Annotated in this window: 21 protein-coding genes and 1 pseudogene; 10 read left to right on the top strand and 12 right to left on the bottom strand. The window is 69.2% G+C overall.

Annotated elements, in window-relative coordinates; all coding sequences use genetic code 11:
* Positions 1 to 201 precede the first annotated feature (201 nt).
* From E1292_RS23120 to sucC, 4 genes are read right to left on the bottom strand one after another with little or no spacing between them, the layout of a single operon-like run.
* Positions 202 to 1,062, bottom strand: coding sequence for an NAD(P)-dependent oxidoreductase (locus E1292_RS23120; RefSeq protein ID WP_132597314.1), 861 nt, complete (start codon positions 1,060 to 1,062; stop codon positions 202 to 204).
* Complete coding sequence (locus E1292_RS23115; RefSeq protein WP_132597313.1) at positions 1,059 to 1,823, bottom strand: hydroxypyruvate isomerase family protein; 765 nt, start codon at positions 1,821 to 1,823, stop codon at positions 1,059 to 1,061. Before E1292_RS23115 ends, E1292_RS23120 begins: the two co-directional genes overlap by 4 nt.
* Positions 1,820 to 2,704, bottom strand: a complete 885-nt coding sequence (gene sucD / locus E1292_RS23110; RefSeq protein ID WP_132597312.1) for a succinate--CoA ligase subunit alpha — start codon at positions 2,702 to 2,704, stop codon at positions 1,820 to 1,822. The genes E1292_RS23115 and sucD overlap by 4 nt, the downstream gene beginning before the upstream one ends.
* On the bottom strand, positions 2,704 to 3,834 hold the full coding sequence (gene sucC / locus E1292_RS23105; RefSeq protein ID WP_132597311.1) for an ADP-forming succinate--CoA ligase subunit beta: 1,131 nt from the start codon (positions 3,832 to 3,834) through the stop codon (positions 2,704 to 2,706). The genes sucD and sucC overlap by 1 nt, the downstream gene beginning before the upstream one ends.
* Before the next feature lie 88 nt (positions 3,835 to 3,922).
* Here sucC and E1292_RS23100 point away from each other — a divergent pair, with 88 nt between their 5' ends.
* From E1292_RS23100 to E1292_RS23085, 4 genes and pseudogenes are all read left to right on the top strand, one after another.
* Positions 3,923 to 5,236, top strand: coding sequence for an MFS transporter (locus tag E1292_RS23100; RefSeq protein ID WP_132597310.1), 1,314 nt, complete (start codon positions 3,923 to 3,925; stop codon positions 5,234 to 5,236).
* 86 nt (positions 5,237 to 5,322) lie between these two features.
* Positions 5,323 to 6,066 (top strand): GntR family transcriptional regulator, encoded by a 744-nt coding sequence (locus E1292_RS23095; protein ID WP_132597309.1) that lies wholly within the window; start codon positions 5,323 to 5,325, stop codon positions 6,064 to 6,066.
* A gap of 216 nt (positions 6,067 to 6,282) precedes the next feature.
* Entirely contained in the window at positions 6,283 to 6,459 is a 177-nt protein-coding gene (locus E1292_RS23090) for a hypothetical protein (RefSeq protein WP_165974691.1), read from the top strand.
* 558 nt (positions 6,460 to 7,017) lie between these two features.
* A pseudogene (locus E1292_RS23085) lies at positions 7,018 to 8,323 on the top strand (SGNH/GDSL hydrolase family protein).
* Positions 8,324 to 8,395: 72 nt separating this feature from the next.
* Here the strand turns inward: E1292_RS23085 and E1292_RS23080 are convergent.
* Positions 8,396 to 9,295, bottom strand: coding sequence for a LysR family transcriptional regulator (locus E1292_RS23080; protein WP_132597307.1), 900 nt, complete (start codon positions 9,293 to 9,295; stop codon positions 8,396 to 8,398).
* Between the two features lie 100 nt (positions 9,296 to 9,395).
* Here E1292_RS23080 and E1292_RS23075 point away from each other — a divergent pair, with 100 nt between their 5' ends.
* From E1292_RS23075 to E1292_RS23050, 6 genes are all read left to right on the top strand, one after another.
* The gene (locus tag E1292_RS23075; protein ID WP_132597306.1) at positions 9,396 to 9,821 is read left to right on the top strand and encodes a cupin domain-containing protein; all 426 of its coding nucleotides are present in this window, start codon (positions 9,396 to 9,398) and stop codon (positions 9,819 to 9,821) included.
* Positions 9,822 to 9,850: 29 nt separating this feature from the next.
* The gene (locus E1292_RS23070) at positions 9,851 to 11,188 is read left to right on the top strand and encodes an MFS transporter (protein WP_132597305.1); all 1,338 of its coding nucleotides are present in this window, start codon (positions 9,851 to 9,853) and stop codon (positions 11,186 to 11,188) included.
* 81 nt (positions 11,189 to 11,269) lie between these two features.
* Positions 11,270 to 12,124, top strand: a complete 855-nt coding sequence (locus tag E1292_RS23065; protein WP_220447012.1) for an alpha/beta hydrolase — start codon at positions 11,270 to 11,272, stop codon at positions 12,122 to 12,124.
* A 34-nt stretch (positions 12,125 to 12,158) separates the two neighbouring features.
* Positions 12,159 to 13,217 (top strand): SDR family oxidoreductase, encoded by a 1,059-nt coding sequence (locus E1292_RS23060; RefSeq protein ID WP_132597303.1) that lies wholly within the window; start codon positions 12,159 to 12,161, stop codon positions 13,215 to 13,217.
* Between the two features lie 146 nt (positions 13,218 to 13,363).
* A complete protein-coding gene (locus E1292_RS23055) occupies positions 13,364 to 13,972 on the top strand; it encodes a TetR/AcrR family transcriptional regulator (RefSeq protein ID WP_132597302.1) in 609 nt (202 codons plus the stop codon).
* A gap of 77 nt (positions 13,973 to 14,049) precedes the next feature.
* Positions 14,050 to 14,838, top strand: a complete 789-nt coding sequence (locus E1292_RS23050) for an SDR family NAD(P)-dependent oxidoreductase (RefSeq protein WP_132597301.1) — start codon at positions 14,050 to 14,052, stop codon at positions 14,836 to 14,838.
* Between the two features lie 135 nt (positions 14,839 to 14,973).
* On the opposite strand, the gene E1292_RS23045 is transcribed toward E1292_RS23050, so the two are convergent.
* From E1292_RS23045 to E1292_RS23015, 7 genes are all read right to left on the bottom strand, one after another.
* A complete protein-coding gene (locus tag E1292_RS23045; RefSeq protein WP_132597300.1) occupies positions 14,974 to 15,948 on the bottom strand; it encodes a TerC family protein in 975 nt (324 codons plus the stop codon).
* The gene (locus E1292_RS23040; RefSeq protein WP_132597299.1) at positions 15,945 to 16,436 is read right to left on the bottom strand and encodes a hypothetical protein; all 492 of its coding nucleotides are present in this window, start codon (positions 16,434 to 16,436) and stop codon (positions 15,945 to 15,947) included. Before E1292_RS23040 ends, E1292_RS23045 begins: the two co-directional genes overlap by 4 nt.
* Entirely contained in the window at positions 16,436 to 17,842 is a 1,407-nt protein-coding gene (locus tag E1292_RS23035; RefSeq protein WP_132597298.1) for an Nramp family divalent metal transporter, read from the bottom strand. The genes E1292_RS23040 and E1292_RS23035 overlap by 1 nt, the downstream gene beginning before the upstream one ends.
* 171 nt (positions 17,843 to 18,013) lie before the next feature.
* On the bottom strand, positions 18,014 to 20,146 hold the full coding sequence (locus E1292_RS23030) for an acetate--CoA ligase family protein (RefSeq protein WP_132597297.1): 2,133 nt from the start codon (positions 20,144 to 20,146) through the stop codon (positions 18,014 to 18,016).
* Between the two features lie 54 nt (positions 20,147 to 20,200).
* Entirely contained in the window at positions 20,201 to 21,424 is a 1,224-nt protein-coding gene (gene frc, locus E1292_RS23025) for a formyl-CoA transferase (RefSeq protein WP_132597296.1), read from the bottom strand.
* Between the two features lie 13 nt (positions 21,425 to 21,437).
* Positions 21,438 to 23,108 carry a thiamine pyrophosphate-binding protein gene (locus tag E1292_RS23020; protein ID WP_132597295.1) on the bottom strand — a complete coding sequence of 557 codons (1,671 nt, stop codon included), beginning with the start codon at positions 23,106 to 23,108 and terminating at the stop codon, positions 21,438 to 21,440.
* A 92-nt stretch (positions 23,109 to 23,200) separates the two neighbouring features.
* Positions 23,201 to 24,220 (bottom strand): molybdopterin-binding protein (locus E1292_RS23015; protein ID WP_132597294.1); only part of this gene is annotated, 1,020 nt, incomplete at its 5' end.

Here is a 24,220-nt window from a genome sequence, read left to right as displayed (position 1 = left end):
AGGACGAGCGTCGGTGCCGCCGGCTCGGATCTCGGGGGCCTCGAGCACCTGCGGCGCGTGCGGGCTCGTGGCGGCAGGTCGGGCCGTGTCCGTCTGTGGAGGTGGCGTCGGGCATCCGGGCGACCGGGTGCGGTCGCCGGTGGAGCAGGAACCCCAACCTGCGAAGGTTGGAGTCCCCCGGCTTCAGCCGTGGGGAGGAAGTCAACCATTCAGCCTTTCGATCACTTTGAGCAGGGCGGAATGGTCGAGCGAGCCGTGGCCCTGCGCCCTGGCCGCCGCCATGAGCTGGGCGACCTGCCCGGTGAGGGGCAGGCTGACCCCGGCCTCGCGGGCCGCGGCGACGGCGATGCCCATGTCCTTGTGGTGCAGGTCGATGCGGAACCCGGGGGCGAACTCCCGCTTGACCATGGTGTGGCGCTTGAGCTCGAGGATCCTGGAGCCCGCCAGGCCGGCCGCGAGCACGTCCAGGCCGGCGACCGGGTCCACGCCCGAGGCCTCCAGCAGCACGATGGCCTCCGACACGAGCCCGTACACGCCGCCGACGACGAGCTGGTTGGCCGCCTTGACGGTCTGGCCCGCGCCCGCGGGGCCGACGTGGACCACGGTCGTGCCGAGACTGCCCAGCACCGGCCCGGCCGCCGCGACGTCCTCGGCGTCGCCGCCCACCATGATCGACAGGGTGCCGTCGATCGCGCCGCGCTCGCCGCCGCTGACCGGGGCGTCCAGCGCCCGCACCCCCGCGGCCGCCGCCTGGCGCGCCACCTTGCGGGAGGTCTCCGGCTTGATGGTGCTCATGTCGATGTAGAGCAGGTTCGGCTTGCCGTACTCGACGACCAGCGGCGCGACCTCCTCCACCTGCGGCGAGTCGGGCAGCATGGTGATGACGACGTCCGCGCCGGCGACCGCGTCGACCACGCCGGCCGCGCCCTTGCCGCCCAGCCCGGCGAGCTGCTCGACCCGGTCGGCGCTGACGTCGTACCCGGTCACGGCGTGTCCCGCTTTGACGAGGTTGGCGGCCATGGGGCTGCCCATGATCCCCAGTCCGATGAAGCCGATGTTCATGCGCGCCTCCAGTCGAATGCGCCCGGCCCCTCGTGCCGGTACTCCAGGCCGACGTGGCCGCGATAGCCGGCGGCCTCCAGCCGCGCGAAGATCTCCTGGTACGGCATGTCCCCGCTGCCCGGAGCTCCCCTGCCGGGGTCGTCGGCGATCTGCACGTGGCCGAAGCGTTCCGCGTGCCCGTCGATGAGCGCGAGCACGTCCTCGCCCATCCGGTGCAGGTGGTAGAGGTCGGCCAGGAAGGCCACGTTGTCCCTGTCGACCTCGTCGATCAGCTCGAATGCCGCCTGCGACGACGTGATCGGATATTTCGGGTTCTCGTGGGAGTTGAGGGCTTCGACGACCACGGTCGCGCCGATCTCCGCCGCCGCGTCCGCCGCCCTCCTCAGGTTCGCCACGGCCAGGTCCCTGTCGGTGCCCGGGCCGTTGCCGTACAGGGCGTTGAGCACCCCGCAGCCCAGCTCGCCCGCCAGCCGGACCGTGACGTCGACGTTCGCCAGGAACCTTGCCGAGTCGCCGGGCCTGGCCAGCAGGCCGCGATCGCCCGCCGCCATGTCGCCGGCGTCGAAGTTGAGCCCGGCGAGGCGGACCCCTGCGTCCTCGACGGCCTGCCACAGCGCCGCCGGCGCCGCGCCCGCGGGATCGGGGCCGTCGAACGGCCACCACATCTCCACGGCGTCGAACCCGGCCTTGGCCGCGGCGGCCGGACGTTCCAGCAGCGGCAGGTCGGTGAACAGGATGGACAGGTTGACGCTGAATTTCACGGAGAGCCCCCTTCGCGGGTGGCGCGGAGGAGGCGGGCCGTTTCCGAGGGGGTGCGGCCGACGCGGACGCCGACGGCCTCCAGGGCCTCCTTCTTGGCCTGGGCGGTGCCGGACGAGCCGGACACGATCGCGCCCGCGTGCCCCATGGTCTTGCCCTCCGGCGCGGTGAAGCCGGCGACGTAGGCGACCACGGGCTTGGTGACGTTCGCGGCGATGTAGGCGGCGGCCCGCTCCTCGGCGTCGCCGCCGATCTCCCCGATCATGACGATGGCGTCGGTGCCCGGGTCCTCCTGGAACGCCTGGAGGCAGTCGATGTGGGTGGTGCCGATGACCGGGTCGCCGCCGATCCCGACGGCGGTGGAGAAGCCGAGGTCGCGCAGCTCGTACATCAGCTGGTACGTCAGCGTGCCCGACTTGGAGACCAGCCCGATGCGCCCGGCGGAGGTGATGTCGGCGGGGATGATGCCGGCGGAGGACTGGCCGGGGCTGATCAGGCCGGGGCAGTTGGGCCCGATGATCCTGGTGCGGCCGCTCGCCAGGGCCCGGAAGCGTACGGCGTCGTGCACGGGGACGCCCTCGGTGATGACCACGCACAGCGGGATGCCCGCCTCGACGGCCTCCTCCACTGCCGAGCCGGTGAACCGGGGCGGCACGAAGACCACCGAGACGTCGGCCCCCGTCTCGGTCATCGCCTCGGCCACGGAGCCGAACACGGGCACCGTCCGCTCGCCGAAGTCCACCGAGCGCCCGCCCTTTCCGGGCGTCACCCCGGCCACGATGTCGGTCCCCGCGGCGAGCATGCGGGCCGTGTGCCGGCTGCCCTCGGCGCCCGTCATGCCCTGCACGAGCACCCGGCTGTCCTTGGTCAGGAAGATCGCCATCACGCACCTGCCGCGAGTCTGGCCGCCGTCCCGGCGGCGCCGTCCATGGTCGAGACCTGGCGGACGGCCGGGTGCCTGGCGTCGCTCAGGATGCGCCGGCCCACCTCGGCGTTGTTGCCGTCCAGCCGTACGACGATCGGCCTGCCGTGGCCGCGTTCGCCGAGGAGTTCGAGTGCGGTGACGATGCCGTTCGCCACCGCGTCGCAGGCGGTGATGCCGCCGAAGACGTTGACCAGCACCGAGCGCACATCGGGGTCGTCCAGGATGATCTCCAGCCCGTCGGCCATGACCTTGGCGGACGCGCCGCCGCCGATGTCCAGGAAGTTGGCGGGGGCGGCCCCCGCTCCGGCGACCACGTCGAGCGTGCTCATGACCAGGCCCGCGCCGTTGCCGATGACGCCGACCTCGCCGTCGAGTTTGACGTAGTTGAGTCCCTTGGCCCGGGCGCGCGCCTCCAGGCCGTCGGCGTGTTCCTCCTGCTCCCAGGAGTGACGGAAGGCGGAGTTGTCGTCGAGGGTCACCTTGCCGTCGAGCGCCACGATCCGCTGGTCGGTGGTGCAGATCAGCGGGTTCACCTCGACCAGCAGGGCGTCCTCGGCAACCAGCACCCGCCACAGCTTCTCCAGCGTCTCGGCCGCCTGCTCGGGCAGGCCCGCCTTGGCGGCGAGCGCCCGCGCGGTCTCGGCGTCCACTCCGGCCACCGGGTCGACAGGGAGCCTCACCAGCGCGTCGGGGTCGGTGGCGGCGAGCTCTTCGATCTCCATGCCTCCCTGGCTCGACACCATGGCCAGGAACCCGCCCTCGGCCCGGTCGACCAGGAAGGCCGCGTAGTACTCCTCGAACGGCACGGTCGCGGTCTCGACCAGCACGCTGCGCGCGACGTGCCCCTTGATGTCCATGCCGAGGACGCGGTCGGCCTCCACCTCCGCGGTGACCGGCCCCGCCGCGGTCCTGATGCCGCCCGCCTTGCCGCGTCCGCCGGTTTTCACCTGGGCCTTGATGACAACGGGCGCGTTCAGCTCGGCCGCGATCGCGCCGGCCTGCGCGGGGGTGGTGGCGACCCTGCCCGCGGGGACCGGGATCCCGTGACGCCCGAAGAGCTCCTTCGCCTGGTGTTCGTACAGGTCCATTCGAGCCTCCTTTGTAGACGGTATACCGTATGGAATATCCCTCGTCTAGGTCTCGACAGGGCTCCGTCTACTGGATATTCCATACAGTATGGAGAATGCAGTTCGAGACTGGCGTGGCCGCTCGTACCTTCCCGGGCCCGTCCCCGCCGACCGCAAGCGCATGTTCTGGCTGTCCTGGGCCGCCATGGCCGCGATCAGCCCGCTCCAGTACGGCTACGCCGCGCTGCTCGCCCAGAAGGAGCTGACCCTGCTGGCCGTCTGGATCGCCTGCCAGGCGGCGGGCGCGCTGCCCGCCCTGCACCTGGTGCGGCGCGGGCGCCTCAGCGTACGCGCGAGCCTGGCGCTCGGGGCGGCGCTGAGCGGGCTCGGCCTCGTCACGGCGGCCCTCACGGCCGGACAGACGGCGGCCGAAGGCGCCGCGACCGCGCTCGCGGGCGGCGCCCTGGGCTCCGTGAACCTGGTCGCTCTCACCGGCTACGGGCTGCTCGGCGGGCTGGGCGCGGGCCTGGTCTACGGCGTCTGCGGCGAGGTCGTCTCCGCCTGGTTCCCGGAACGGCCCGCCGCCCGGGTCGGCCTGATCACCGGCGCCTTCGGGTACGGGGCGGTGCCCCTGCTGGTCTGGGCCGGGATCGCCCCCGGAGCCACGCCGGCCGCCTTCCTGGCCGCCGCGGCCGTCGCGCTCGCGGTCATCGGGGCGGCGGCCCGCCACCTCCGACTGCCCCCGGCCCTGTGGTGGCCCGACGACGTCGACCCGCGCACGTACGCCCTCGACGCGGCTCGGTTGCGCGTCACCCCGGAGGCGGCCAAGCAGTTCCTGCTCGCCCAGGCGCTGCGCACGCGGACGCTGCCCGCGCTCGCCCTGATCCTGACCTGCGCGGGCGCCGTGTCGGTCTTCGACGTGATCGTGGTCGCCGGCACGGGGACGTGGGGCGCGGTGGCCCTCATGGTGGCGCTGAACGGGGCCAGCAGGTCGGTGGCCATGCGCTGCTCGGAGCTGTTCGGCCGCCGGCGGGTGCTGGCCGCCGTGCTGGGCGCGCTCGCCATCGGCCAGGTGCTGCTGGCCGCCGGCGGCGCGCACGTGGGCGGCTCGCCGGCGCAGGCGAACGTCAGCGCCGGCCTGCTCTGGCTCGGCGCGATCGCGGCAGGGCTGGGCGGGGGCGCCTTCTACCCGCTGCTCGCCAGCGTGGTGCGCGAGTTCTTCGGCACCCAGCGCGCCGGCGAGATCCACGCCGTCATCTACAGCGCCAAGGCCCTGGCGGGCGTCGGCGCCGTGGCGTTCGCCATGGCCGCCCTGACCGCTCCGGGCGCCGCGCTGCTGACCGCCGCCGCCCTGGCCGCGCTGCCCGCGCTGGCCGTGCCCCGCCTGCGGATTCCCGGCCTGCCCGCGACGATCCCGCTGTGATGAGACTCACGACCATGGAGAATCCCTGGACGGTATGCTGTAGGCAGTCGACTAAAAACTTTTAGCTCAGCCCTGGAGACGTGCCCATGTTGCTGTCGGATCAGGCCGGTCAGACGGCGGCCGCGAAGATTCCCCGTCCCGCCACGCTCCGGGAGAGCGTCATAGAGGCTATCCAAGAGCTCATCGTCTCCGGCCAGCTCAAGCCCGGTCAGCACCTCGTCGAGAGCGAGCTGGCCGAGCTGCTCGGGGTCTCCCGGCAGCCGGTCCGCGAGGCGCTGCAGCAGCTCAGCGGCGAGGGCTGGGTCGATCTGCACCCGGGTCAGGGGGCGTTCGTGCACGTCCCGACGCTTGAGGAGGCCGACCAGCTGCTGGCCGTCCGCACGCTGCTCGAGACCGAGTCGGCCCGGCTGGCCGCCGGGCACGCCGGCGAGGACGGCGTGAAACGGCTGCGCGCGTTGTGCGCCCGCGGTATCGCCGCGGTGCAGTCCGACGACGTCGACGCGGCCGTCGCCACCAACTCCGAATTGCACGCCCTGGTGACCGACCTGTCGGGCAACAAGGTCCTCGCGGAGCTGGCCGCCCAGGTGGCCAGGCGCGTGCGGTGGTATCACACGCCGGTGGCCCGCCAGCGTGGCATGGCCTCGTGGGACGAGCACACCTCGCTGATCGACGCCATCGAGGCGGGCGACGAGCAACGCGCTGCGAAGATCATGCGCGACCACACGGAGCACACCCGCGCCTCCTACATGGAGCAGCGGGAGAACGAGCCCGCGGAGCCCGCGCCCAAGCCGGTGCGCCGGCGCCGGCCGCGGACGCCGTCCGCGAGCTGACCGCGCGTGACCCACGCGGGCGACCCGCGCGCGAAAAGCCGCGCGGGGTGACCCGCGCGCGGTGACCCGCGCGGAGCGTCCATAACGACCTGCCCGGACCCGCCGCGGGGTGACCTGCGGGGATGGCCCGCGGGGTGATCTGACGTTCACAGAAGACGACATGCTGCGTAACACCTCGGGCAGAGGATGCGTAGCAGAGATGGGAGGTGCATGACCGTGAAGGCGCTGATCCGCTTTCTCCTTGGTGATCCCGCGGGCCATTCCGCCGACGGCCGGATGATCGGCCTCGGCCTCAGCACGGCGCTCAGGAAGCACTACTCCGCCGACGACGCGGAGCGCTACCTGCGCCAGTGGACCGCAGAGCAGGACGTACGCAAGAGCCCCCGATGCTGAGTGCGTCGCGTGAACAGCGGTGAGTCGCCAGGGCGGTTGAGCTCCACCCAGATCGGCGAAGTGACCGCGCGTCCGGCCGTATGGAACCCACGGGTCTCGGCTGTTCCGAAACCAGTCTCCCGCCGGACATAGCCGGCGCCGGCGCCGGCGCCGCACCAGGGGGACGAGGGAGACGCGGCCGGACAGGGCGCTCGGTCGCGCGCCCTCGCCACCCAGCACCATCTCCACCCGCTCCGGCTCGTCCGACCGGAGGGCGACTGCCGGGGAACCCACCGCCGACCTTGACCTCGCCGATGGGGGATCACGCGAAGGCCGCCACCATCGGCGACGCCACACATGTGGCCAGATCAAACCTGTGCGCCGTCCCCGTGACCACAGACCCGGCAGCGGCCGACGGTGATGACGGAGCACGTTTCCCGTGGCCGGGACCCGCTTGCCCGTGTCGAGCGTCCTCGCCTGTGGCCCACATCACCCAGCTAACGGTCCTACCGTCCCATTAAGACTGCTAAAGTCGGTCTCACCTTAACGGGACAAATGATCCGTTAGCCGAGTGATGGGATGATCATGACCTCGTTGAAGCGAATTCTTCGTACCAGACTGCTGGTCCCGGTGGCGGCGACAGCGGTGCTGTCGACCGGCGCAGGATGCGCAAGCGCACTGACCCCCGCATCGGCCACCACCTCAGCTTGGGCCGCCGGCTGGATCGCCTCACCGCAACGACCGAGCATCGGCTTCGAGCCGAACTGGTCCGAGGAAGGCTTCTCCAACCAGAGCGTTCGGCAGGTCGTCAGGACGACCGCCGGCGGCAGGAGCGTTCGTATCCGACTGTCGAATCTCTACGGCACCTCACCGTTGCGCGTTACCGGTGCCACCGTCGCCCGAGCAGAAGAAGGCGCGTCCTTCAAGGCCGGCTCCGTACGGCATCTCAGGTTCGGGCGATCGAAGTCGCTGACCATCCCAGCGCGCGGCCAGGCAGCCAGCGATCCGCTGCCTTTCGACGTCAGTGCCATGGAGTCGTTGACCGTCACGTTGTACTTCGCAGAAACCACCGGTCCCGCCAGTTTCCACTCCCAGGCATATGCCACCAGTTACCGCGCCGCTGGTGACCACCGCACCGATCCGTCCGGGTCCGCGTTCACGCAGAGCACGCATTCGTGGTACTACCTCTCCGGACTTGATGTGACCGGCGGTGAGCAGGGACGCGGCTCCGTCGTGACATTCGGCGATTCGATCACCGATGGTTACGGCTCCACCAACGACGCCAACAACCGCTTCTCGGACGAACTGGCCGAGGTCCTCGATGCCTCGGGCAAGCCGCGGCCCGTACTCAACGCAGGCATCGGCGGAAACCTGGTCCTGAACGACTCCTCCTGGTACGGAGAGAAGTCGTCGGCTCGATTCGATCGTGACGTGCTCGATCAGCCCGGAGTCGACACGGTCGTCATTCTGGAGGGCATCAACGACATCGGCTTCAGCGAATCGGACACGCCTACCTACAAGCCGAACCCTGTCATTCCGGCACGCGAGCTGATTGCGGGGCACCAGCGTCTCATCAAGAAGGCACACGCCAAGGGCATCAAGGTGATCGGTGCGACGCTGCTGCCCTTCAAGGGCTCGGATCACTGGGGAGATCACGCGGCGATCACCAGCAACAAGCTCAACCAGTGGATCCGCACGTCCGGCGAGTACGACGCCGGTGGTCGACCTTGACCGGACGATGGCCTCGCCGTCCGACCCGGATCTGCTCAATCCCGCCTACGACAGCGGCGACAAGCTGCACCCCAACGATGCCGGCTACCGTGCCATGGCACAGGCAGTGGCCGCGGTGCTGCGCCCCTCCAAGGACGCTGATGACCAAGGCTGACCGGTTGACGAGTCCCCGTCCCGCAACGGCGGGACGAACGGCAACCACCGCGGCCAACCGTCGAAGGGCAGGTCAAGATGCGGGGCGGGACAGACGCTCCCGCGTACTTTCCTTCAGTATGACGAGGAAGGCGCTGACGAGCGCATCGGGGACGGTGCGCGCATAGGCGGTGAGTTCCCGGTGCACACCCGGTGACGGCCGGAGGGCGTAGCCCTCATACCCGTCCGGCACGATGTTGGCGGGAACCAGGGCCGGCCCGAGGCCGGCGGCCGCGAGGATGGGCGCGGACGCGGTTTGTTCGGTCCGTACGGCGATGTTGGGTTGGAACGCGGCTCTCGCGCACGCCAAGTTCAGGACATCGGCGAGGCCGTTGTCGGGCGCGTAGTGCACCCAGCGGCGCTCACGGAGCTCCCCAAGATCCACCTCTGTGGCGTGACGGACGGCGAGGGGGTCGTCACGTGAGACTGCGATGACGAAACCTTCGATGCCGAGCGTGTGTATCGGCCCCGTCCAGTCCGATGGACGAGGCCCGATGGCCAGGTCTGCCTGCCCTCCCGCCATGGCCTTCATCAGCTCATCCGAATGCCGGTGCTCGTAGAGGCGAATGTCGACGTCCGGGTGGCGCCGACTCCACAGACGCAAAGCAGCAGGCAGCAGGCCGAGACTGATCGAATAGGTGGTCGCGAGTCTGAGCTCTCCGCCGGCCAGCCCGACCGATTGCCTGGCTGCGGAGAGAGCGTTGGCCGCGTCCGAGAGGACTGCCCGGGCGTGTGGCAGGAAAGCGCGTCCGGCTGGGGTGAGATGCGCGCCACGTGATGCTCGTTCCAGCAGCGTGGCGCCGACGGACCGCTCAAGTGCCTGTATCTGATGGGACAGCGCGGGCTGGGTGACGTGCAGCAGCGCGGCTGCGCGCGTGAAGGTGCCCTCGTCCACAACGGTGACCAGATATTCGATCTGACGCAGGCTCACCATGAACGAATTTTATCGGATCTATGAAGTATATGAGTTCGACTTATAGGCGTGGCTCCTACGAGACTTTCAGCAGCCCACGCTCCACGGAAGGAGACCCACTGTGAAGTTTCTGGATGAACTTCCGCTCGCAGGTGCCGTCGTAGGGACGGACTTCAGCGACTGGCCGGTGAGCCTCCGAGACGAGTTTCAGGCCAATGCTCACAACGGCCATGTCGGTGGGCTGCTGCTTCATGAGTCCGAGCGGGTGCGCGTCTGGCAGGTCAAGCTTGCCCCCGGCGAGCGACTGCCGGCGCACCGGCACGTACTCGACTACTTCTGGACGGCACTGACCGACGGACGCAGCCGCCAGCACACCCACGACGGCACCACGCGCGAAGTCTCCTACCGCCGCGGCGAAACCCGGGAGTACGTCTTCGGCTCCGGCGAATACCTGCTGCACGACCTGGAGAACATCGGCGGCGACGATCTGGCCTTCATCACAGTCGAACAAGTCCGCAGCGCAAACCCCCCGCTCCCGCTCAGCTGACGACAGCACCACGGCAAAGGCACGATCCCATGGCAATCACTGACCAAGACGCGACCACCCACGTACGGCGACGCAATGCCCTGACGCCCCGCCAGGTCGGCTTCGCGGCCATGATCGGGAACGCGATAGAACTCTACGACTTCATCCTGTACTCCTTCATCGCGGCCAGTGTGTTCGGCCCGCTGTTCTTCCCCAGCTTCGAGCCGTGGCTCGGCACCCTGGCAGCGTTCTCGGGACACGCTGTGGCCTTCCTCATCCGGCCGCTGGGCGCGACGGTGTTCGGCCGCATGGGCGACAGGCTCGGCCGCAGACCCGCGCTGCTGGCGTCGCTGGCCATCATGGGAGTGGCGACGGTCGGCATCGGGCTTCTCCCGACCTATGCCGCGATCGGCGTGGCTGCCCCCGTCATCCTGGTAGCGCTGCGGATGCTCCAAGGACTGGCCGTGGGCGGCGAGTATCCCGGCGCGGTCGTCGTCGCCGTTGAGCACGCGCCTCCAAGGCTCGCCACGCTCTACGGCGCCTTCCCGCAGATCGGAAACATGATCGGCATCCTCTCGGCCGGCGCGTCGATGCTGATCGTCAACCTGGTGGTCGGACAGGCCACCTGGCAGGCCTGGGGCTGGCGAGTGCCGTTCCTGCTCAGCGGAGTCCTGGTCGTCATCGGCCTTCTCCTGCGCACCCGGCTTTCCGAGACGCCGGAATTCGTCGAGGCGTCGAGCAAAGCGGCCGCGCAACGCCGCGCCGCCTCCGGACAGTTCAGCACGCTGCTGCGCCGGGCACGGCGGCCCTTGCTGATCTGCGTGCTGATGTGGATCGGACCGGTCACCTTCGGCTATGCGTTCCTCACCAGCCTGCTGGCATACGTCGGAAAGTATCAACCGGAGTTGTCCGCCGCGGACGTGCAACTCGGACTGGTACTGACCGGCTTGGCCCTGGTCGTTCTCGTGGCGGTCAGCGGCAGATACGGCGACGCATGGGGCCGCGAGCGCATCGTGATCATCTCAGGCGTGCTGACGATGGCGTGGGCCATACCGTCTTACCTGCTGATCGGCACAGGGGACCGATACGCGCTGTGGCTGGCCATGACCGTCGGCGCCATCTCATACGGAATCTTCGGTGGGGTGGTGCCGACCATGATGTCGCACTTGTTCCCGGTCGAGGTGCGCTACGTCGGCGTTGCGACCGTGATCGCGATCAGTGCCCTGGTCGGCGGCGGCCTGTTGCCGCTGCCTACTCTGGCCGCCGTAGGCAGTCTGGGCGGATCGCCCGTACCGATGATGACGATGATGGGCCTTTCCGGACTCGCCACCACGATCGGCGGCGTTCTGCTGCACCGCAATCGCCTCGTCCTTCATGCAACGCGCTGAGCCCGCAGAGAGACCATGCCTCTAGATCCGCAAACTGCCGTTCTCCTGGACAGCACAACCAGGAACAGGTCCACCGGCCGCATGACAGTCGCCGGCGCCCGCATCGGCATCCTGAAGTACCTGGAGTTGCAAGGCGAGCCGGAGCCCGTGGCCCACGTCCGAGACGTGACCATCCCCGGGCCGGCTTCGGCGTTGCCGGCCCGGGTCCACTATCCGCACGGCAAGCCCCCGTACCCGTGCCTCGTCCATTTCCACGGGGGCGGCTGGGTAAGCGGCGACCCAGAGATATACGACCGGCCTTCGCGCAGACTGGCGAAGGCCACAGGCTGCGCCGTCATCACTGTCGGCTACCGCAAGGCTCCGGAGAACCGCTTTCCCGCGGCACTCGACGACTGCCACGCGGCCGTGTCATGGATCGCCGAAAACGCCACCGACCTGCAGATCGACTCGAACTGCATCGGTGTCTCCGGCGACAGCGCCGGCGGCAACCTGGCCACTGCGACATGTCTGCGCGTCCGCGACGCAGGCGGACCCGCCATCAGCCTCCAGATCCTCATCTATCCGGCCACCGACGCAGCCTGCACGACCGCCTCCCACCAGACGTACGCGCAAGGCTACGGGCTGGAAAGCCGCACCATGCGGTGGAACTGGGCCCAGTACCTGGGGCCTCACGACCCGGCGGACCCCTACGCCTCGCCGCTGCGGGCCCGGCTCGACGGACTGCCACCAGCACTCGTGATAACCGCCGAGTACGACCCGCTGCGCGACGAAGGCGAACTGTACGCCGAACGCCTGGCCATGGCCGGAACGACGGTCACGCTCACCCGCTACGACGGAATGATCCACGCCTTCTACCTGGCCGGTCGCGCTTTCGAGCGCACCGACACGCTCTACACCCAGATCGGCGAAGTGACGCGCAGGCACCTTCTGCCGTAACCAGCCATCACCATTCGAACAGGAGAACACCCGCATGAGCACCCAGCGCAAGGTCGCCCTCGTCGTCGGCGCCCAGGGCGTGATCGGCCGTAACCTGGTCGATCACCTCTCCACCTTCGACGACTGGGAGGTGGTCGGCCTATCCCGCCGTTCCGCACCGGACAGCGGCCGCATCCGAAACATCTCCGTCGACCTGCTCGACCCGGAGGACTGCGCCAAGAAGCTCTCCGGCCTGAACGAGATCACCCACATCTTCTACACCGCCTACCAGGAACGGCCGACCTGGGCCGAACTCGTCCCGCCGAATCTCGCGATGCTCGTCAATGTCGTCGACGCCGTCGAGCCCTTCGCACAGGACCTCGCTCACATCAGCCTGATGCAGGGCTACAAGGTGTACGGCGCTCACCTCGGACCGTTCAAGACGCCGGCCCGCGAATCGGACCCACACCACATGCCGCCGGAGTTCAACGTCGACCAGCAGGAGTTTCTGGAGCAGCGGCAGCAGGGCAAGTCCTGGACATGGTCGGCGATCCGCCCGTCCGTCGTGTGCGGCTTCGCCCTCGGCAATCCCATGAATCTGGCCATGGTGATCGCCGTCTACGGCTCCATCGCCAAGGAGCTCGGCGTGCCCATGCGCTTCCCAGGCAAGCCGGGGGCCTACCACAGCCTCCTCGAGATGACCGACGCCGGGCTGCTCGCCAAGGCAACCGTCTGGGCAGCGACCGATCCCCGATGCGCGAACCAGGCCTTCAACATCAACAACGGCGATCTGTTCCGCTGGGACGACATGTGGCCGAAGATCGCCACATTCTTCGATCTGGAAGTCGCCAGCCCGCTTCCCATGTCACTGGCGACCGTCATGGCTGACAAGGCTCCGCTCTGGGAGGAGATGACGCGCAAGTACGGCCTGGAGCAGCACACCTACGAAGAGCTGTCGTCATGGGGATTCGGCGACTTCGTGTTCTCCTGGGACTACGACATGTTCGCCGACGGCACCAAGGCCCGGCGCTTCGGCTTCCACGACTTCGTCGACACCGAGGAGATGTTCCTCAACATCCTGTCCGGCATGCGCGAACGCCGCATCATCCCCTGAGCCTATGGAGTCGCTCCACCGGACTGCGCGTTCGGTGGGGCGAGACGGTGTTCAGGGCCCGATGCGGCAAGACCAGCGGGCCACGTTCTTAACGGGTCATTTGTGCCGATAGCATCGGCGTCACGCTGACATGTCGAGGAGCCTCCATGAATCAGGATTCCCGCTCGGCAGGGACGGTGCGTCCTGGCGGTCGCACAGCCAGAGTGCGTGCCGCCGTGCTCGAGGCAACCCAGGACGAGCTGATGGAACACGGCTTCCATGGCTTGGTCATGGATCACGTGGCGTCACGAGCAGGCGTGGGCAAAACCACCTTGTACCGTCGCTGGGGAACAACCGCAGGTCTCGTGATTGATCTGATGAAGGAACTCGCCGAGCAGTCGGCTCCGCACGCCAACACGGGAACCATCGAAGGAGACCTACGCGCTCATGCTGCCAACGTTCTCCACGGCATCACCGACAAGCGTCTGGGCCCGACACTCGAAGCCATGATCACAGCTGCCACCTGCGACGGAGGTGCGGCCGACGCTCTTCGGGCGTTCTATGTCCGTCGCATCGACGAGTGGGCAGAGTGCGTCGACCTGGCGATCGCGCGCGGCGAGCTGCCGCCGGGCACCGACGGCGAGGAAGTCATCCGGGCCATCTCCGCGCCCATCTACTATCGCCTGCTGGTCACCCGGGAGGTCATCGATGCGACCGTCGCCGAGCGGGCGGCTCTGCGCACTTTGGCCGCAGCCCGCGCCGGGGCGTTCGTCTGACCACGCCCATAAGGCACCCATCCCATCCTCTCCGGCTCGGCTCGGCTCGGCTCGGCTCGGCTTCCAAGGAGCACACCATGGACCTGTATCTCTCCGGCAAGGTCATTCTCGTAACCGGTGCGACCAGCGGCATCGGCCTGGCGACCGCCCATCTGCTCGCCGGGGAAGGAGCTCAGGTCGTGGCGCTCGCCCGCGGCACCTCCTCTCCGCCCGCACTGCCGCCCGGCACCCAGTTCATCCGCGCCGACCTCACCGATCCGGCAGTCGCGACGCAGGTCGTCACACAGATCATGGACCGCCACGGCAAGCTCGACGGACTGGTCAACAACGCGGCCGCCCTGATCTCCCGCGACTCGTTCGCCGACATCGACGATGACCAGTGGCACGCCACCTTCGAGCTCAACCTGCATTCAGCTGTCCGGCTCACGCGAGCTGCGCTGCCGCTCCTGACGCAGAACCCCGAGGGCGGCAGCATCGTCCACGTCGCCAGCGAGGCGGCCCGCATGCCCGATGCGTCCATCGCCGACTACGCCGCGTCCAAGGCGGCACTGCTGTCGGTGTCGAAATCCCTGGCCGCGGCCCTAGGGCCGGCTGGGGTGCGGTCCAACATCGTTTCTCCGGGCCCTACGCGCACCGCGCTCTTCGACGCTCCTGGCGGCTTCGCCGAGCAGCTGGCCCAACGTTTCGATCTGCCGCCGGCAGACGCCGTCGACCACTTCATCCGTGTCGAGCGACGTCTGCCCACCGGGCGCATCGGCACCCCGGAGGAGGTGGCCGGCGTCATCGCCTACCTGCTGTCCCCCCGCACCGGCCAGGTCACCGGCGCCGAGTGGGCCATCGACGGAGGAGCCCTGCGCCAACTGTGAAACGGCAGCACGACGTACACAAGAGTCCCCGTCCCTGAGCAGACCCCTTGAGCACGTCGATGTGAGCATGCCGCTGAGCCGCGGCAGGGGCGTCGCCGCCCCCGCGCGCGGCCTCGGCCTCAGGTCCGAGGCGCGTCAGCGGTCGGCAGGCTCCGGTTCCACCTCCTTCGCCCTGGCGTCGCGGGACGACTTCATCAAGCTCAGCACCGTGGTGACCGCCAGGGTGCCGAGGATGACGCCGAGAGAAACCATGATCGGGATCTCCGGCGCCCACGACACGCCGTCGTGGTGCAGGGCCTCGAGGATCAGCTTCACCCCGATGAAGGCCAGCACCACCGACAGCCCCTTGCTCAGGTAGACGAGCCGGTCGAGCAGCCCGCCGATGAGGAAGAAGAGCTGCCGCAGCCCCATCAGGGCGAAGGCGTTGGCGGTGAACACCAGATAGGGCTCCTTGGTGAGCCCGAAGATGGCCGGGATCGAGTCGAGGGCGAACAGCAGGTCGGTCGTCCCGATGGCGACCATCACGATCAGCATCGGGGTGACCATCCTGCGGCCCAGATGCACGGTGAGCCGGGCGCCGTGGTAGGTGTCCGTGGTCGGGAGCACCCGGCGCACCGTGCGCAGAGCGAGGTTCTCGGAGAATTCCGCGTCGTCGTCCTCGTGGCCGATCAGTTTCCACGCGGTGTAGACGAGGAACGCGCCGAAGACGTAGAAGAGCCAGTCGAACCTGGAGACCGCCTCGGCGCCGGCCGCGATGAAGGCGCCGCGCATCATCAGCGCCAGGATGATGCCGATGAGCAGCACCTTCTGGCGATACTGACGCGGCACCTGGAATCGGCTCATGATCAGCAGGAAGACGAAGAGGTTGTCCACGCTGAGCGAATACTCGGTGATCCACCCGGCGAAGAACTCCCCGCCATGCGCGGGGCCCGACAACAGGAGCAGGCCGGCGCCGAAGGCCACGGCCAAGCCCACGTAGAACGACACCCAGGCCACACATTCCCTGAAGGAGGGTTCGTGCGGGTTGCGGGCGACGAGGTAGAAGTCGAACGCGAGCACGATGCAGAATCCGCCGATCGTGGCCAGCCAGACCCAGACGGGCAGGTTCATCGACGCGACCCCTTCCTGGCCGTCTGCAGGGCCTGGGCGTGCTGGATGTACTGGCCGAGCAGCGCCTTGGCCTCAGGGTTCGCGCCGGCCCGGCGCATGAGCCAGTGCGGCATGAGCCGCTCGTGCAACCAGACGAAGCCGATCGCGAAGCCGAGTGCCACCATCGCCTGATACGCCAGGAACGGCAGCACGCCGTCGGCCATGCCGACCCCGGCCACGCTCTCCTGCATGAGCCTGGACACGGGGAAGGCCGCCATCCAGAACAGTCCGACGGGCCCGAAGGTCCCGGGCCGGAACACGCCGTGGCCCAGGAGCACGCCGTACAGCCCGCCGAAGAGGCCGAGCGGCACCGCGAGCGCGAGGGCCGACAGCGCGGCCATCCCGGTGGGCTGCCCCGCGAGCAGGGTCAGCCCACCGGCCATGGCACCGGCGACGGCTCCGATCGACGCCCCTGGCAGGGCGAGTTCGAGGCTGTGCCGTCCGATCATCAGTTCACGACCACGCCGAAGGCGAAGAGGCTGTAGAACAGCATCCCCAGGTAGAACACCGCGCCGCAGCCGATGATCAGGTTGGTCCACCACTTGGGCCTGATCGGTTTGGGCAACATGCGGTTGTTCACCAGGAGCAGCGTCACGCAGTACGCGCCCATCGCGAACGTCGACAGGAACGCCAGCGTGTCCAGGATCCCGCTGGGTCCGTCGGCCGGGCCGAACAGCAGGATCAGGATGCCGAAGATGATCACGCCCCAGAGGAAGATGGCGTACAGGTGCGACATGCGGACCTTCTTCGCGCCGGGCACGAAGTTGTACGTCATGTCGGCCTGGCCTCTGGAGAAGGAGTCGAACAGCCCCAGCGTCGCGTTCAGGCCGATGAGCGCGATGAACCCGAGGAAAACCACCCCGAGTACCGAGCTGCCCGCGGAGGAGACCGCGTCCGCCATCGCGGTGAGCGCCACCTCCCGGTCATCGCCTGCGATCACGTCGCGCACGCCCGGGTTCTGCCGCACCGCCGACTGGGCGATCACCGTGAAGGAGATCGTGACCAGCATGGTGATGCCCCAGAACAGCAGGAGGGCGTCGAAGGTGACCCAGCGCCGCCAGCCTTTCCACTTGGCCATCTCCGCCGGGTCGTCGGTGTCGAACATGAACCCGCGCGCGGGCATCTCCTCCTGCTCGCCCGCGTGCCGCAGCCCGCGGACCTTCGGCATGTGCGCGCCCATGCCGGCGCCGGAGTCACGCAGGTGCAGCGTGTACCACATCTGCTGCATGCCCGACGGGCCGGCGAACGCGCACGCCCCGACGATCACCGGGAACCAGGCCGCGCTCATGGCCTCCGGCGGCAGGTAGCCGAAGGAGAACATGCCGGTGATCGTGGTGACCACGTCGCTCCAGGTGCCGACCATGGCGGCGACCACGGCCGTGCCGAGCACGAGCGCGCCGATGAGCAGCGACAGCACGTTCTCCAGCACGTTGTAGATCACCTTGGCCAGGCTGAAGATCACGCCCACGAGGAGCAACCCGGCGACCGCGGTCACCACCCAGGGTATTCCGGTGATCTCCTCGAACGCCGCCGCTCCCGCCGACAGGTGTCCGGGCCAGATGTAGACGGCCATGGCCACGATGAAGAAGAACCACATCAGCGGCTTGAACACCCTGGCCGCGCCGGAGAAGATGCTCTCCCCCGTGGCCATGGCGTAACGCGCCATCTCCAGCATCACCACGGCCTGCAGGGTGACGCCGATCAGGAACAGCCACCTGATCTCGGGCCCGAACAGCAGCACCAGCCGGGGCCACATGTACGACTCGCCCATGCCCACGCCCAGGGCGACGAGGAAGACCGTCGGCCCGAGAATGTGCACCGAGGGAGGCGCGTCGGGGAGTTTCCTGATGGGCATCGGCTCGAGCCGGCCCGCTTTCCATACTCGTTCGTCCTGTACCGGTGGCGCGGTTTCCGCCGCCGGTGGTGTGTTCGATGTGTCCACCTACGGACCTCCTGGGGGTTGTTGCCTTTCTGCGCTGCTGCCCCGAATGGCCCCCTCGCCTGACTGCTGTGCGATCAATCGGCTCTAGCGCAGCAGCCCGGCAGCCCTGGCCCAGCGGTACTTCGCACCGAGGACCGCCACGGGCTTCTCTGTCGTGTACGGGTACGCGACCACGCCATGCTCGAACAGGTACTCGCTGGCCTCCTCAACTTCGGTGTCCCCGGCGAGCGACGCCACGACCGGCTTGACGTTGCCCTTCTGCCGCTCCTCCGCCACGACGCGGGCGATGAGCTCGGCGAAGACCATCGGCGGCGTCACGATCGTGTGCCAGTAGCCCAGGACGAGCGCGTGGATGCGCTCGTCGGCCAGGCCGAGGCGGACCGTGTTCTCGTACGTCGATGGTGGTTCGCCGCCGGTGATGTCGATGGGATTGCCCGCCGCCCCGAAGGGCGGGATGTAGGCGCGGAAGGCCTCGTCCAGGTCGGGCGGGATGTCCATGAGCGTCAGCCCGGCGTCGACGATGGCGTCGGAGAGCAGCACGCCCGAGCCGCCCGCCCCGGTGATGATGACGACGTTCTCGCCCTTGGGCGCGGGCAGGATCGGCAGCGCGCGGGCGTACTCCAGCATGTCGTTGAGGCCCGGCGCGCGCACCACCCCGGCCTGCCGGAGGATGTCGTCGTAGACCTTGTCGTCGCCGGCCAGGGCCCCGGTGTGCGAGCCGGCCGCCCGCGCCCCCATCGCGGTGCGTCCCGCCTTGAGCACGATGACCGGCTTCTCCTTGACCACGCGGCGGGCGGCGTCGACGAAGCCGCGCCCGTCCTTGAGGTCCTCCAGGTGCATGGCCACGGCCTTGGTGTTGTCGTCCTGCTCGAAGAAGGTGAGCAGGTCGTCCTCGTCCACGTCGGCCTTGTTGCCGACGCCGACGATGGCGGAGACGCCCATCTTGGTGGTGCGGCTGAAGCCCAGGATGGCCATGCCGATGCCGCCGCTCTGCGAGGTCAGCGCCACGCTGCCCTTGACGTCGTACGGCGTGCAGAACGTCGCGCAGAGGTTCTCCGGCGTGTAGTAGTAGCCGTAGATGTTGGGGCCCAGCATGCGCACGCCGTGCCTGCGCGCGATCTCGACGATCTCCTGCTGGCCCTCGACGTTGCCCGTCTCGGCGAACCCCGAAGGGATCATGACGGCGCCCGCCACGCCCTTCTTCCCGGTTTCCTCCAGCGCCGCCGCGACGAACTTGGCGGGGATGGCGAACACGGCAACGTCCACGTCGCCGGGAACGTCGGAGATGCTCTTGTACGCGGGCAGCCCCATGATCTCGTCGGCCTTGGGGTTGATCGGCAGGATCTGCCCCTGGTAGCCGCCGTTGATGAGGTTGCTCATGACGGAGTTGCCGATCTTGCCGGTCTCCGCGGAGGCGCCGATCACCGCGACCGAGCGCGGCTTGAAGATCCGCGTCATCTGCCGGAGGATCTCCTCGCGCGGCAGCCGGGTGACCTCGGCGGGCTTCTCCCCGATGAGGATGCGCACGTCGGCGGCGACCGCGCCGTTCGCGTCGGCGAAGACGGGGTTGAGGTCGACCTCGATGATCTCGGGGAAGTCGGAGACCAGCCGACCGACCCGTTCGATCAGGCCCGCGAGCGCCTCCCGGTTGGCGGGTTCGGCGCCGCGGGCACCACGGAGGACTTCCGCCGCCCTGATGTCGTCCAGCATCCCAAAGGCATCTTCACCCGAAAGCGGGGCAAGCCTAAAGGTAACGTCCTGCAAAACTTCGACCAGGACACCGCCAAGTCCGAAGGCGACGACCTTGCCGAACGTGGGGTCGGTGACAGCGCCGACGATGACCTCGTGGCCGCCGCCGACCAGCTGCTGCACCTGGATGCCGTCGATTTTCGCGTCGGGGTTGTAGGCGCGGGCGTTGGCCAGGATCGTGTCGTAGCCCTCGCGCACCTCGTCGGCGCTCTTCAGGCCGACCAGCACGCCGCCGGCGTCCGTCTTGTGCAGGATGTCGGGCGAGACGATCTTGAGGACGACCGGGAGCCCGATCTTCCCGGCGATCTCCGCCGCCTCCGCTGCCGACGTGGCCAGCCCCTCGCCCGGGGTCGCGATGCCGTACTCCTCGCACAGCCTGCGCCCTTCGGGTGCCGTCAGGGCGGTGCGCCCTTCGGCGAGCGCCTTGTCGATGACTTCCCTGACCACGCTTATGGTCGCGCTCGCCACGGGCCCTCCCTGGTTACGCGGGCTACCGCTGTCGGGCCCTACTCGCCGCTCCACTTAGATGACTCCGTTCGTCTTGAGTTCGGCAAGCTCGTCCGCGCTGACGCCGAGCTCGCCGTAGATGTCCTGGTTGTGCTCGCCGAGCAAGGGCGGGGTGACCACGTCCACCGGCGAGTCCGACAGCTGCAGCGGGCTCCCGACCGTCACGAACTCACCGCGCTCCGGGTGGTCGACCTTGACGACGATGCCCTCCTCGCGCAGGCTCTCGTCCTCCACCAGCTCCTTGGTCGACAGGATCGGCCCGCAGGGGACGTTGGCGCCGTTGAGCCGGTCGAGCACCGTCCACTTGTCGTGGCGGATCGTCCACTCCTCGATGAGCTGGAACATCTTGTCCAGCTTGGTCAGCCGCGCCTCCGGCGTCGCCCACTCGGGGTCGTCCGCCAGCTCGGGACGGCCGATGATGTTCGCGATCGGCTCCCAGCCGACCGGCTGCACGATCACGTAGATGTAGTCGTTGGGGCCTCCGGGAGCGCAGCGCACCGCCCAGCCCGGCTGGCCGCCGCCGCTGGCGTTGCCCGAGCGGGGCACCTCGTCGCCGAACGTCTTGTTGGGATACTCGCGCAGCGGGCCGTGCGCCAGCCGCTGCTGGTCGCGCAGCTTGACCCGGCACAGGTTCAGCACGGCGTGCTGCATGGCCACCTGTACGCGCTGGCCGCGCTGCGTCTGCTGGCGCTGGTAGAGGGCCGCCAGGATGCCGGCGACCGCGTGGATGCCGGTGCCCGAGTCGCCGATCTGCGCGCCGGTGGCCAGCGGCGGCCCCTCCTCGAAGCCGGTGGTGCTCATCGAGCCGCCCATCGCCTGCGCGATCACCTCGTACGCCTTGAACTTGGCGTACCGGCCGGGGCCGAAGCCCTTGATCGAGGCGTAGATGAGGCGGGGGTTGAGCTCCTGGAGGCGTTCCCAGGTGAAGCCCATGCGGTCGACCGCGCCCGGCCCGAAGTTCTCCACCAGCACGTCCGCGCTCTTCACCAGCTCGGTGAAGAGCTCCTTGCCGCGCTCGCTCTTCATGTTGAGGGTGATGCTGCGCTTGTTGCAGTTGAGCATCGTGAAGTAGAGGCTGTCGACGTCTGGCACGTCACGGAGCTGCTGTCGGGTGATGTCGCCTTTGGGAGCTTCCAGCTTGACCACGTCCGCGCCCAGCCAGGCGAGCATCTGGGTGGCGGACGGGCCCGACTGGACATGGGTCATGTCGAGGACGCGGACACCTTCGAGAGCCTTCATGTCGCTGTTTCCCCTACTTGTACATGGTCTGGTTCATCGTTCCGGGGGCGTAGACCTCCGGATCGACCCATACGTTGATCAGTGAGGGCTTGCCCGACTCCCTGGCCCGCTCCAGCGCGGGACGGATGTCGGCCGGGTCCCGGACCTCCTCACCGTGGCCGCCGAGGAGTTTGGCGAACTCGCCGTAGCGGATGTCGCCGAGGGTGTTGCCGACGCGTGCGCGGTCCTCGCCGTACTTGGCGGCCTGTCCGTACCTGATCTGGTTCATCGAGGAGTTGTTGCCGACGATCCCGATGAACGGCAGGTCGAAGCGGACCATCGTCTCGAAGTCCCAGCCGGTCAGGCTGAAGGCGCCGTCGCCGAACAGGCACAGCACCTCCTTGTCCCGCCGCGCCTGCTTGGCCGCCATCGCGAAGGCGGTGCCGACGCCGAGCGTGCCGAGCGGTCCCGGGTCCATCCAGTGGCCGGGCGACTTCGGCTGCACGACCTGGCCGGAGAAGGTGACGATGTCGCCGCCGTCGCCGATGTAGATGGTGTCCTCGGTGAGGAACTCGTTGATCTCGTGGACGAGGCGGTAGGGGTCGATGGGCTGGGCGTCGGAGTGCTGGCGGGGCAGGCGCTTCTCGTACGCCTGGGTCTCGACCGTGCGCAGCTCCTCGATCCACGCCTTGCGCTTGGCGGCGGCGTCCCCGATGCGGCCGCTCGCCGCCTGGGCAGCGGCGGAGAGGATGAGGCCGGCGTCGCCGACGATGCCCAGGTCGATGTCCCGGTTCTTGCCGACGGTGCGGTAGTCGAGGTCGATCTGGACGACGGTCGCAGTCGGCGACAGGCGCTTGCCGTAACCCATTCTGAAGTCGAACGGGGTGCCGACGATGATGATCAGGTCGGCCTCGGTGAAAGCGTACCTGCGGCTGAGCTGGAAATGGTGCGGGTCGCCCGGCGCGAGCGTGCCGCGGCCCGAGCCGTTCATGTACGCGGGCACGTTGAGCGTCCTGACGAAGTCGATCGCCGCGTCGGTCGCCCGGCACGTCCAGACCTGGCTCCCGAGCAGGATGGCCGGCTTTTCGGCGTGCGCCAGCAGGTCGGCGAGCCGCTCGATCGCCTCGGGGTCGCCGGCCTGGCGGGTGGAGGCCCGGTAGCGTCCCGTCTCCGGGATCCGCGCCCTCTCGATCGGGACCTTCGCGTCGAGCACGTCGCGCGGGATCTCCAGGAACGACGGGCCGGGAGCGCCGTGGTAGCACTCGCGGAAGGCCATGGACACGATGTCGGCCACCCGTTCCGTGCTGGGCACCGTGGCCGCGAACTTGGTGATGGGGGCCATCATGTCCACGTGCGGCAGGTCCTGGAGCGAGCCCATCTTGTGCTGGCTCAGAGCCCCCTGGCCGCCGATGAGCAACATGGGGCTCTCGGCGCGGTAGGCGTTGGCCACGCCGGTGACCGCGTCGGTCGTGCCCGGTCCCGCGGTGACCACCGCGCAGCCGGGCTTGCCGGTGATGCGCGCGTATCCGTCCGCGGCGTGCGCGGCTACCTGTTCGTGGCGTACGTCTATGACCTCGATGCCCTCATCGACGCAGCCGTCATAGATATCGATGATGTGGCCGCCGCAGAGCGTGTAGATCACTTCTACGCCCTCGGCCTTGAGTGCCTTGGCTACGAGATGACCGCCAGAGATCGTTTCCGACATCCTTCAACCCTTTCCCGGGGGACGGAGCGCGCTGTCTTCCGCATACTGCATACCGTATGAACGCAATGGTTACTCCCTCCTGAACGGCCTGTCTAGCCCCCAGGGGGCAACTCGATCAGCTCGACCTGCTCACCGGACCACCCAGAAGGCACCACGGCCAGCGCATCCGCGAGCGCGGCGCCCCACAACGAACCGGGCCGGTCATGTCCCACGGGCACGGCCCCGCGGCCGGACCTCCTGACCGGCACCAGCCGCGTGTCCCTCGGGTGCACCCTGACCGGGCCGGCGAGCGCGCTCGTCTCCCTGCCGGCCGAAGTGCTTGCCGATGTGCCCGCCGACGTGCCCGCCGCCTCGCGGATGATCGGCACCAGCAGGGTGAGCGCCGCGGCGAGGGCCGCGAACGGGTTGCCCGGCAACCCCACGACGAGCCCGCCGCCCGGCAGGCGGGCCAGCATCTGCGGGTGCCCCGGACGCACGGCCACGCCGTCGACGAGGAGCTCCGCCCCGAGCTCGGCCAGCACACCCCGAAGGTGGTCGGCCGGCCCCTTCGACGACGCCCCGCACACGACGGCCACGTCACCACCCGCCCCCGTCGTGAAGGGCGGCGCGGCGAGGGCGGCCCGGAGGGCGCCGGGGCCGTCGGGGAGGCGGGTCTCGCCGACGACGCGGCCGCCCGCCCACTCCACGAGCCCGGGCAGGAACGGCCCGATGGCGTCGCGGACCCGGCCTGGCGCGGGGAGCCCCTCGTGCACCACCTCGTCGCCGGTGACCAGGACCGTCACCCGGATCTGGGGCCGTACCCGCAGGGTGTCGTGGCCGAGCGAGGCGGCCAGCCCGAGCACGGCGGGGGTGACCATGGCGCCCGCCCCGAGCACGACCGCGCCCTCGGCGATGTCCTCGCCCCGCCGCCGGATGTGCCGCCCGGCCTCGACCGCGCCGCCCACCCACACCGGATCCGCATCCGGACGCCCGGGAGTTCCCGGGTGCGCGCCCGGGACCGCGCGGGCGTCCGGACGTCCGGGAGGCGGTGCCGCGATCGTGTGTTCGTAGGGCAGCACCGCCTCCGCCCCCGCCGGGGCGGGGGCGCCGGTGGCGATCTCCACCGCCTCCCC

The sequence above is a fragment of the Nonomuraea deserti genome (assembly GCF_004348685.1).
GTDB classification, from domain to species: Bacteria; Actinomycetota; Actinomycetes; order Streptosporangiales; family Streptosporangiaceae; genus Nonomuraea; species Nonomuraea deserti.
This window is presented reverse-complemented; position numbering and strand designations above follow the sequence as displayed.